The 12906-nt window shown below is 56.5% G+C and carries 2 protein-coding genes; both read left to right on the forward strand.

The features are described 5' to 3' along the window. Positions 1 to 19 precede the first annotated feature (19 nt). On the forward strand, positions 20 to 9874 hold the full coding sequence (locus ABX962_RS16915) for a beta strand repeat-containing protein (RefSeq protein ID WP_372721217.1): 9855 nt from the start codon (positions 20 to 22) through the stop codon (positions 9872 to 9874). Positions 9875 to 10244: 370 nt separating this feature from the next. After that, the coding region (locus ABX962_RS16920; protein WP_372721218.1) for a dockerin type I domain-containing protein at positions 10245 to 12906 on the forward strand (2662 nt) is incomplete at its 3' end.

Consider the following 12906-nt stretch of genomic DNA (forward strand, 5'->3'; position numbering starts at 1 on the left):
CGAAAACGAGCCACGCAACGTGGGCGTTTCGGATACCAACCCGACTCCGGGTCAGTCTCAGTTCCTTGGCGAACTCGCCCCGAACCAAACTTCGGGCGACGAGAATCGCCGACTTGGATTTATCGTTGACGGTTCGATCAGCCAAGCCAGTGATATCGACGTCTATTCGTTCATTGGGGAAGCGGGAACGCAAGTTTGGTTGGACATCGACCGAACCGATATGCGACTCGATACGATCATCGAACTGATCGATGCGAACGGCAACACGTTGGTGTTGTCGGACAACTCGATGGCCGAGTCACTGGGGACTCAAAACCGCTTGGTGGCTCCGGATGGTCGATTCCCCGCAGCCAATGCTCGCTCGCTGAACCTGATCTCCGCGAACGACCCGAACATCACCACGCAAGATCACCAAGATTTGTTTTCGACGAATCCACGCGATGCGGGAATGCGACTGATTTTGCCAGGTGAAGCAGGACAACGAAACCTGTATCACGTGCGAGTGCGAAGCAGCAGCGTCCAATCGGGATCGAATCAATCCTTGGTCGTCTCGGGTCAATCGGCTGCGTCGGTACCCTCGAGCCTGCGTCGCGGATTGACATCGGGCTCGTATCAAATGCAAATCCGTTTACAAGAAGTGGACGAGCATGCGGGAACCCAAGTCCGCTTTAGCGATGTGCGATTCGCGGTCAACGGCATCCAAGTGATCGGCGGTCCGATCCACAGCCCACTGGCTGGGGACGAATACGAACTGGATACGGCAAACGACACCTTAAGTGCAGCCCAACGTCTCGGTCTGTACTCAGTCGCCATCGACGACCAAAACCTAGTGGATGCCAATGGCAATCCAATTCTCGATGCCAACGGCAACCCCATCGCGGCTCGCAACAACGGCCCGCTGTCGAGCGACCGATTGTCCAAGACCATCGGGGGTGTGATTGACAGTTTGACCGATGTCGATTGGTACGAGTTCGACATCAAGTACGAAAACTTGACTCGCGATAATGCCGCGTTGTACTTTGCCACCGCATTTGACCTCGATTACGCCGACGGTTTGGCACGAACGGACACCGCGATCTATGTGTTCAACCAAGCGGGTGAATTGGTGCTGATCGGCACCGACAGCAACATTGCTGACGATCAACCGCTTGGCAGTGCCAATGCGGAAGATTTGTCACGCGGATCCTTCGGAACGGGCGACCCCTTCATCGGATCGGCTGAATTGGCCGAAGGCATCTACTACGTTGCCGTGTCGAATCAGCAACGTGTTCCACAACCGATGGATCAATTCTTTGATCCCAACTCAACCAACCCGCTATTGCGTTTGGAGCCGATTGATTCGGTGCAGCGAGTTGTCGAAGAACACTTCGAGGCCATTCCGGTCAGTGGTACTGCGTCGACTCCACAGTTCCCGGTTCTGTTCGACCAAAATTCGATCATCGACTACACGTTCGATGACGTCATGCTGTACGTCAACACCGGCAGCGGACTGTTCTTGGTCAACCCGTACACCGGAGCTGCGTACACGTCGTCGACTCAGGGCGGCGGGTTCCTTGGCAACTTCGGAGACGAAGTTCGTGACGTTGCCTTCGGAAGCAACGGCGAACTGTTTGCCTACACCGGATTCAGCAATCGCCAGCCCGCCGACAACGCATGGGCTTACTACAGCATCGACACGGCGACGGCAGCACTCGGCACCCCGATTACGGTCGGGGGTGGCATTACCACGCATCACTTGAGCAGTCCACCGCCTGTCATTCAGCCCGGGCAATTTGCGGACTTGAACGTCGCCAGTGACGACGGCTTGGAAGTCGAAGCGATCACGATTCGCGAATTCCTTAATGCCGAGACCGGTTTCTTGGTGGGCAATCGTCCGTTCCCGCAGAACGGTTTGGCCTACACGACGAACATTCTGTATGGATTTAACGAGAACACCGGCTTAATCAACGGCGGAAACTTTAATCTCGACCGCAACATTCCGGGTGCGGGTACAAGTCGACGCGAGATTGGACAAATCGACACCGCGGCTCCGACCGGTGCTCGACCGCTACAACTCGGTTTTACAGCCGCGACAGAAGTGAACTCAGCAGGCATTGCCACGCAAAGTCTGTTCGACGGCGACCGATTTACCCTGACCAATCAAGTTGAAACCGTCACGTTCGAGTTCGATCAAGGCTTCACGCTCAGCATCGACAATTCGCCGCTGACCAATCCTGACGGTACTCTGGACAATCCGCGGACGATTCCGTTTGGCGACACCGTCTTGATCAAATTGCCAGGCCAAGTCGCCAAGGTATTCGAATTCGTCAGCGATCCGGCGAATGTGACTGGAACCAACATTCCCGTCGTGATTTCGGCCAACCTCGGCCCCGAAGCGTTGATCCAGCGATTGGCGTCGGCGATTCGAGGTGCAGGCGTATCGGTTTCAGCGGCCGGAACCCAGTTGTCGGTTCCTAACGCGGAAACGGTCACGATCCAAACCAACCCGCTTACGACATCCACCAGCCTCGTTCTCAGCGGAACCCCAGGGGTTGAAAGCGGTAACTTCCGCATCCCGTTGTTCCCGACCGACACGGCCGGAGTGGTGGCACAACGTATTGTCAATGCAGTCGACCAAGCCAACGCGGCAGGCGACCTACCCAACGTCAATGCATTCATTGACGCCGGAGCCAGCGACGCTCACTCGGTTCGTATCGTCGGCGGATTCATCGGCGACCCCGTCGGCAGTGCAGCAAGTTTGCCCACGGGCAATTTGACTGCGGGCGGTTTGCCAACCGGCGGGACGGTGACCGGTGTCGAATTGGTCAACAACAATCTGTATGCGATTACCGACACTGGGGGCTTGTTCGTTGTTTCATCAGGCGAACTTGCCTCGGCGGTCGGCAACCGCACCGTGGGAAGCTACGTCCTCTCAGCGACCGACTTGGTCGGCATCAACTTCACCGGTCTGCGTGCAGGCCCCGCCAGTGTTGAAGATGGCGAACTGCGTCAGATCTTGTTCGGTGTGACTGGCGGCGGTGACATCTACGCGTTCAACACGCGTGGTGAGTTGCAACCGGTCTTCGCGGGCGGCCGATCGATGATCTCGACCGGCATCGGCGGTGCCCTGGGATTGGACTTCAGCATCCTGGACTACAATCTGTGGCATGTCACCGAGCGTCGTGCTACCGACCCGGGGCATGGTGTCAGCAGCAACTTCAGCGACACTCGCCAAAGCAGCATTGGTGGAAACAGCTTGGCGTTCAACTTTGAAAACACCGCTGAATTCCGCAGCAAATACGCTCATTCGCAAGAGGTTCCTGACGGAACGCGATTGGACGGAACCAGCATTGTTAACACCTACAACATGCCTGGTGGAGCGAAGGGCGAAGTCCAAAGTAACACCTTTGACCTTTCGGGATACGCGGCAACCGATTTGCCGACGCTTTACTTCAGCTACTTCTTGGACGCTGACGATGTCGCCGACATCAACGGTGCCCGCGATTCGCTACGCGTCTACATTGTTGACGCGAACGGCGTCGAACATCTCGTCGCCAGCAACAGTGACTTCCGCAACACTGGCGAAAACGACGATGAATTTGATGACCCATCGGCGATCAGTTTGAACACCGGATCGTTGTACGACGACGACATCGATGTCGAAGTACAGCAACTGTTTGACAACACCGGCAGTTGGCGTCAGGCACGCGTGCCATTGCAACCGTTTGCGGGCCAATCCAATCTGAGCATGCGAATTGAGTTCTCGACCGCTGGTAAAACGGCGACGGGAACCCCATCGATCCGTGCGGTTGCAGGCAAAGGGTTGGTCGAAAACTCGCAACTTGTCGTCAATGGCGAAGCGTTCGCAATCGACTTGGCTCCCGCCGTCAGCGCCCCGTCGGGACGTCAACTCGCGGCCCTGTATGGTCCCGATCCGAACGCGGTCGCCGTGATCACAGTCGACGGACAACAATACGTGCTGGACGATGGCGTTCGTCCTGTTGCCGCGGACCAAATCCGCATCGACTTGCTGGCATCGCAACCGACGGGAACCTCGCTCGAGGACCTAAGTTCGAGCCAGATCGCGACACTGATCGCGGACACGGTCGACCTGAAACGCCTGGTGCCTTCGGGTGCCGTATTGGCGACTCGCTACTTGGATCCTGATTACCGAGAAGTGATCGAGTACGCTGGCCAAACCTTCATCCTGAACGATGGCACTCGGCCGGTCGCAACGAACGAAGTTAGCGTGGATCTGATCGATCCGCTATCGAACGTGACCTTGAACCAACTTTCTCAACTCGAGATTGCGGCGGCCTTGTCGCTGGCGGCTGGTTTGCCACTGCCAGAATACAACGTGATTGAAAACTTCAATTTCTCGGATCCGAGTGACACTCCTGGCGTCACCGGCGAGCGTAACGACTTGCTGTACCAAGCCACGCCACTGCCTTACTCGGGCGGCAACGCCACGATCAAGGGAACCGGCCGGATCGGTACGGTCGACGCATTGGGCACTCCGTCGAATCTGAACGACGTGGACCTAGTGCGTGCGGATGTCACCGCAGGAACCACCATTTTTGTTGACGTCGACTTGGTCACCAATCCTGCCTTGAACGCTGCCGTTCGCTTCTTTGACGCCAAAGGCAACGAGTTGCCTGGGTTTGTCAATCAAGCACGCGACACGATTCAGGTCACAGCGACCCAAAATGGTCCGATCTTTATCGGCATCAGCGGTATTGGAAACTCGACCTACGATCCTCGCATTGCAGGTACCGCTCAAACCGGCCAAATCGATTCCTACACCGTTTCGGTCAATTTCCTATCGCCGATCACTGCACGAACCGACGGCAATTTGATCGAAGTCGACGGCACGGCCACGATCACGTCTTCATCGCCAAGCTTGCTGCCCGTCAGCGGACAACAAGTTTTGACGGGCCGACCGATCCAGGTCAGCCGATTTGATACCGCCCCCCAAGTCGCCCAAGCGATCTCGCTCGCCTTGGCAGATCGATTTAGCGAAGGCGACACCTCGTTCACTCCGACGTCCGGTGCGATGGTGCGAACCGGTGCTCTGACGATCAACGACTTCGGACCGTTTGTGAATGAGCAACTGCGTTATGGCGATCAATTCGCAGCCGGATTCCTTGCCGGAACCGCAGACAACAATCACGAAGGCGTGTTTATTGACGACATCATTATCGGCTTCGCCGAGCGTGGTGAACTCGCGACCAATTCGCGTGCGGTCAGCCCGACCGAAACGTTTGTCGAAGACGGAACACGATTCTTCACTTCGACACCGCGGCCGACTCAACCCACCGTGACGGGCGCGTATCAACTCGAGATTCGTGACGCCAGCGAATATGTCGACAGTGAAGCTGCGGAACAGTTCCGCACGTTTGACACCAATGATCGTTTGACCGATGGCTATGCATTGCGAACGTTCTCTGGAAACGAGTTGATCGATGGTGCCACGTTCACCGTGGGCTCTGCGGGTGCCGCGATTCAGTTCGAGTTTGATTTGACGGATGAATTTGGCGTCAGCGACGGACTCAATTCACCAAGCTCGCAAATCCCGATCGTTGTCAGCGAATCGGCGACGTCAAACGAAGTGGGCACTGCCATCATGAACGCCCTCCGTGCCTCGGCAGTCCGCCAGGTATTGGGGCTGGATGCCAACGGAGCCAACGGCAGTCTTAATGACAGTCGCATCAACGTTTACGGCGACGTCACGATCACCGATGACGGCACCGCGTTTGCTTCGATCGAAGTCTTTGGATTACGCGGCGACAGCAACCGTGATCGCAATGACCAAGGTGTGATCATCATCGAAAACAGCCGATTCGTCTTTAATGCCGATGCGGGTATCGAACTAAATCGTGGCGCCGAATCGCGAGTGCAAGGGGTCAACCAAGCCGACCAACTGCCTGCGGCGATCGTTTACCCTCGCAACCTGGTCGAACTGAACAGCAACGACTTGCTTCCTGGCGTCGTGGTGCAAAGCAACGTGTTGGCGTTTAACGCAAACGCGGGAGTTCGTATCACAGGGCTAGGACCTAACGGTGGCACGCAAAGCAATCCGATCGCCTTCGATCGAATTTTGAACAACACGATCGTGGGCGGTAACGTCAACCGATCCGATGAAGCGTTCCCAGACGTTTTCAACGACTTGCTGTTTGACAAAGGAGAGATTTCCTTTGCCGACACGGTCGTTAGTTATACCGCCGGTGCCAACGTCTCCGCCGGTTTTGATAATCCGCAAAAAGCACTGGGGGCTCCCGATGTTGTCGGTCGCGGACTCGAACCGGTTGATGGTGAATTCACGACCTCGCTTGGTCGCCGCGGCGTGCTGACGGTAGGTTTCACCGACAATTACTTGACCGGCAGCGGCGATGCCCGCCCCGACTTGGTGATCTTTGAAACGGGGTCAATCGAAGGGGTTTCCGTGGCGGTTAGCCGTGACGGCGTCAACTTTATCAACGTCGGCGTGGTCGCGGGCATCGATGCGACGATCGACCTGGACGCATTCGGTTTCAATGCACAAGACCGCTTCGGGTTTGTGCGGTTGACCGACCTCGGCCAAGGCACCTCCACCACCGGTGCGGTGGGTGCCGACATTGATGCGGTGGGTGCATTGTCAACCGTCGCAGCGGACATCTATGTTCCCGGCAGCCAAGGGATTGTGGTTCAACAAGGAGCCGCACCGACGCTGCTGAACAACGTGATCGCAAACGCTCAAACCGCGATTGCAATCGACGACGCTAGCCTGCAGACCGTGATTGGTGGAACCACTTATTACCGCAACGCTACGGATGCTCGCAGCAACCAAACGGATGCTCGAGGTGCCTTTGCACAACAAATCAACGCGTCACAAGAAGTCTTTATCGATCCGGTTCAACTGGTATTCACTCCACGAGCCGGCACGCCAATCATCGACAGCTCGATTGACTCGTTGGAAGACCGACCGTCGCTGATCACCGTCCGTGGCGCGATTGGTTTGCCACCGAGCCCGATCATTGCTCCGTCATTCGATGTCAACGGTCAATTGCGAGTCGACGATCCCGATGTGGAAACCCCCTCGGGGATCGGCGAACGGGTGTTCAAAGACCGTGGTGCCGAAGACCGTGCGGATGAAGTCGGACCGCGGGCGATCTTGGTATCGCCACGGGCTCCGGACATCGGGCTTGACGGTGGTCAAGTGGTTACCGGCCGAGGCGACATCTTTGATGCATTTGACATTCAATTGATCGACGGCATCGCCGGTGCGGACCCAACCCCTGGGGTGGGCATCGATGATGACAGCGTCACAGGCGATGCAATCCTAGTCACCCGAGACGGGCAAACGCTGGTCGAAGGAATCGACTATCGATTCGGCTACGACCCATCGAACAATGTCATTCGCTTGACACCGCTGGCGGGCGTTTGGCAAGACAACTCGGTCTACGTCATCCGCTTGCTCGACTCGACCGACGCCGTCCTCCGGGTGCAAACCGGATCGAATTACTCCGACCGCGCCCTGACAACGGTGATTGGTTTGGATGGTTCGTTCACGACACTCGAAGCCGACACGGGGATCAATATCGTGGTCGCTCCGAGCTTGTTTGGAGCGAACATTGATGGACAATCGATCCGAGTCTTTGACGGACAAAACGAAATCACTTTCGAATTTGACACCGATGGTCAAACCAGTGGCGGTTTCGGATCTGCAAGCACCGTTGCCGTACCGGTTGCCACAACCCTAAGTGTCAGCCAGTTGACGGCGGCCCTCGCTGATGCGATCAACGCGTCGATTTTGAACCTGGATGCCACCGCACTGGATAATCAAATCCAATTGCTCGGCGATTCCACACTCGCTTCGGCCACACCGCTGAGTGACGTGTTCACGGTCACCGTTACCAACACCACCTTCACGATGACCTCGGCACTGTTTGGTGCGGCCGACGGCGAAACCGTGACCGTCTTTGACGGCACGAATTCGCTGACGTTCGAGTTTGATTCCGATGGAACTCAAAACGATCCCAACAGCGTCCTTGTGCCGGTGATCGTGACGGATTCGACGCAACAATTGGCCGAAGCACTCAACACCCAAATCCAAGCATCGGGATTGAACCTCACATCGTCGGTGCTGAACAACCGTGTGGTGATCTTGGCCGACTCGCCGCTCGCCAACGGATCGACGCTATCGGATAACATCCGCGTGACCAATACGATCAGCGGCCCTGCAATTGGAACGGCAGCCGGATTTGGTCTTCGTGTGCCAAACACCTTGGCGAACGTCAGCGATGACATCGCCGACGGCCAAACCTTTGTCATCCAACGGGGCGCAACTCTGGTTCGAACCTTCGAATTGGATTCCGGAAATGGCGTGATCACCCCGGGTGCGATCCCAGTGGTGATTGGTGCGAACCCAACGCTTGATGGCATTGCGGATGCGTTGGTACGAGCCATTGCGGGTGCGGGATTAGGACTGAACCCTGAAAACATCGGCGATGGCCGAGTCACACTGGGTGGCGATGCCAACTACGCAGTGGACCTGAGCAACACGGCTCTGCAACTGCTTGCATCCGCTGGCCAAAACGCGACGATCCCTGTCGTGATTCCAATCGATGCCACGATCCAAGAAGTGGCAGAGCTGTACCAAGCCGCGATCCAAAGCATCGGACTGCCCAATGTTACGATCGCGATTGTCGGCGACCGCTTGATCATCGATGGCGTCGGAACGGTGACCGGCAGCGGTGCCGTGACTCAGCCGATCATTCGCGATGACGTTGGCAACTTGCTGCAAAGCAACACGACGGCGGGAACCACCGAATTGGTCGTGTTTGTCGGAGGCGGAGCCGATTACGGTGACGCACCTGCACCGTACAAATCGCTCGAAGCCGACGGTGGCCCTCGCCACAACGTGATTTCGAACCTGTACCTCGGTCGCGGTGTGACGCCGGATGCCGATGCTCAAGTTCCCGATGGGGATCGCAATGACGATGGCATTCGTGTCAACGGTGCGGTACGACCTGGGTTCTCGACCACGTTCTTGGTCGATATCAATTTGCCGTCGGACCCAAGTGACACAACGCCACTGCAGGCTCCCGGCGTGTTCTACCTGGACGCTTGGTTCGATTGGGATGGAGACGGCGTCTTCGAAGAAAGCGAAGTCAAACGCTTTGGTTCGGCTGGTAGCGGTCGTCCGCTGGTCGGAGTCGGGGCTGGAAACACGATTACGGTCGATGTTCCTAACAACGCCAAGATTGGCGAAATTTACGCTCGATTCCGAATCAGCGAAGACAGCAACCTTGGCTCGCTCGGCGTTGCCACTAGTGGTGAAGTCGAAGACATCAAACTGTTTGTCTCGAGCAATCCGTTCCGCAATCCAATCAACCGAAATGACGTCAACAACAACGGTGTCGTCACTCCGCTGGATGCATTGCAGATCATCAATTCGCTCAATCGAGCAGGAGCGTCGACGATCCGCTTGGATCAACCGACGCCAACCGATTTGCCACCGTTCCCTGATACCAACAGCGATGGTGTCGTTACGGTTTCCGATGCACTGAACGTGATCAACGAGCTGAACCTGAACCGCAACACGTTCAGCGGGTCCGGTGAACAGGTGGGCACGAGCACCCGCTACGTGCCGACGGCCGATGGCGTCTATGCTTCCGGAGCGACCGCGGTGGGCGACCTGCTCGTTGCCGAAGCGAACGAAAATGCCGCCGCAGTACGACAGGATCCGGTTTCCAGTATCGCGGCCGAAGGTGAATCGTCCAAAGCGAGCGTGTTTGATCACATCGCCGTGGCGAATCTTGATTCGATCGTCGATTCGTTGGCCGCCGACACCGCGTCGGCAACCGACGGCGAGGAAGAATCGTCCGTGCTGGATCAGATTTTTGCCAATCTTTGATCGAGTCAGCCGTAGGAAACCGCCGCAACCCGGTTGCGGCGGTTGGGGCGTTTGGAGCGGTTGGAGACAGACACGAACGGGCCCGTGAGCGACGCATTAAGTTTCTCGCGGCCCCAATCGAGTTAGCATTATCGCTAAATTCCAACGCCAACCACGGGCTTCCGCAACAAAGCACCGGAACGAGAGAGTCCGGTTTTGTAATTGCACGTTAAGATAACAGGGTTGGGGAATCGAAACGGATTTCAACGATTGCAGCAAATCCGCGAGACAAATCCTGTCTTGTCGCGTCTAAGTTGCGAGCCGATTTGGCAAGGAATGCCGATCATTCCTTTCGTACCTGTTCTCTTACACGATGCGTTCCCCGGTTCCTATGTTCCGCTTCTCCGCAAATCGAAGACGAAAGCGTTCGGCAAAACGCCGAACCGCTCGTTTTCAGCAGCTTGAAAAGCGGAATTTGCTGGCGGCCGCTCCGCTCGGGGCGACGGAGCTGGATACGGGCGAGTTTCTGCTTGGCCGGGTCGCGGTCACGCCCGTTTTCTTCGAAAGCGACGGCAGCATTGATGCCCAGTCTCAAAACTGGACGGCTACCGAGATCGACGAAATGCTGGCAAAGATCAGCGAAGGGGTAAATTGGTGGGCCGACACCCTCGATGGGTTTGATAGCGTCCATTCGCTCGAATTCGTGATCGACGACACGTATGCCAAAACACCGGTCGCAACCCCGTATGAGCTGATTGACCGCAACAGTGAGGGTTTTGAACTGGCGGTGAGCAAATTCATGGATTCGCTAGAATATCCTGGATCCACCGCGCTGCAGAATGCCGTCCTAGCGTTCAATCACGATCAACGCGAGAAACTGGATACCGATTGGTCCTTCACCATTTTTGTCGTTGATTCGTCGGATGATATCAATCCGTCCACCGGCCAGCACGATGGTTTCTTTGCTGCGGGCGGTCATTTTTCGGGTGCGTTTGCATTCTCGGGTGGGTTATTCATGGTCACGCCATCGACCCGTCCGGCATCGACGATCACGCATGAAATGGGACACATATTCTGGGCGCGTGACGAGTACCCAGGCGGCGGATCGTGGACCGATCGACGTGGCTACTATAACGCTCAAAATGTGAATGCAGCCAATAACCCCACGGGCGGATTTGTCCAAGAAGACAGCATTATGCGAGGCGGTTATCCGCTCTCCGTCGCCTACGAAAACCACACCAGCCCTGCTTCGACACTAGCGATGGTCGGGTGGCAGGACAGCGACAACGATGGCATCTTCGACGTCGCCGATGTGCCGCTAGACCTACAAGGAGTGGGCTATTTTGACGCCACCACTTCCACGTACCACTTTGATGGCAGCGCCAAAGCCGTCGCCCTGACCAACCAAAATTCCGAAGGTCCGCAGAGCGACATCACTCTCAATCGGGTCAGCCAGCTGCAGTACCGACTTGATGGAGGAGCTTGGATCGTCGCGTCGGAACCAGATCAACAGGTCGTCGATTTTGAATTAGAGATCGTGATCGACCATCCGTTTTCAAACATCGATTGGCGAGCCATTGATGTGCACACCACCGTAACAAGCGACATTGTCCAGGGCACGATTCAATCGCCCGCGATTTCCACCACCAGTATCACCGGGTTTGCATTTCTCGACGAAGACGAAAACGCGGTCCGAGCCGGATCCGAGCCGTTTATGAGCAACGTGTCGGCAACGCTGCGACATGCGGATGGATCCCCGTTATTTTCCGGCGAAGTGCACGCAAATGAGCTGCCCGATGGAAACATTGCCAATGACAGCCTTGCTGGCGTCACGCTGACCAACGAAGGACACTCGTTTCAACGCCAACTCGGCGTGTTTGAGTCGTCCATTGCCAGTAATCAAAAGTTCTTTCAATCGTTTGACGCCCAAGTGATTGTGTGGAGCGCGAACTGGAACAAGAACAACGCGTTTGTTGCCAAATTCGACCAGAACGTTGGCGAAGTGAACGTCAAGATTTGGGGGACCAACACTGCGGCCCCGAGTTACGGGCGTATCGAAGCCTATGACCGCAATGGGCAATTGATCAAACGTGTAACCAGTGACGCGGTTCAATACGGCAAGTCAACGACGCTAAGCATCCAAGACGACAGCGGCCGCATTGCCGAGATTCGAACGTATGGACACGCCGATAGCTCCGTCGCCATCTCGGATCTGAACTTTGGTTACAACGACCATGTCACCTCGAACGAATCAGGAACGCTGCAATTCAGCCATCTTCCCGATGGCGATTACAGGGTCGAGCTTGCTGCGGCGAAATTGATCTACGCGTTTGAGGATCCGGCCCCAGTGATCCAGGTCCGCGGCGGTGTCAGTGACGATTTGGTGGCCGTCGCCCGACGCGTCACCAGCCCGCGGCACAACACAAACATGCCGGGGGATGTGAACCAAGACCAAATCATGACGGCGCAAGACGCCTTGGTGATCATCAACGATTTGAACCTCAATCGGCCGCGTACGCTCGGTGCAAGCGAAACCAGCGGCCCGCTAGTCGATGTCAACAATGATGGCGATGTCACGGCATTAGACGCATTGCTCGTGATCAATGCGTTATCGGCCAATAGCAGTGCAGGTGGCAGCAGTTCGGGCGGCAGCAGTGTGGGCGGCGAAGGCGAAATGGGGGCGAGCGAGCGAGCAATTGCCAGCAATCCGGTGTCCGATAGCAATCAGACGGACGCTCAGCGGCTTGCTGCATCCAACGCGGTGCGGGACCAAGCCCTTGCCCAGTGGACCAGGTCCCCCCAGCAGGATCAGGACGAAAAAGGGGGCCAATTCGCTCAAAATGGCCCTGCCGACGAACTCGATGGACGCTCAAGTGTCAAAGAACTCAAACCCTCACCGATCATCCTGCCACCCCTGGAACCGACCGAGATTCTTCCCTTGTCCGAAGAAATCTCCGAAAAGTTCCCCCAGAATTTAGTTGTCAATAAAAAGTCGCTAAGCACAATGGGGTCCGAGTCGATTGAACTGGGCTCCCTGACTGGCACCAATCCCC

Origin of the sequence: Novipirellula sp. (assembly GCF_041583735.1) — a bacterium.
Taxonomy (GTDB): domain Bacteria; phylum Planctomycetota; class Planctomycetia; order Pirellulales; family Pirellulaceae; genus Novipirellula.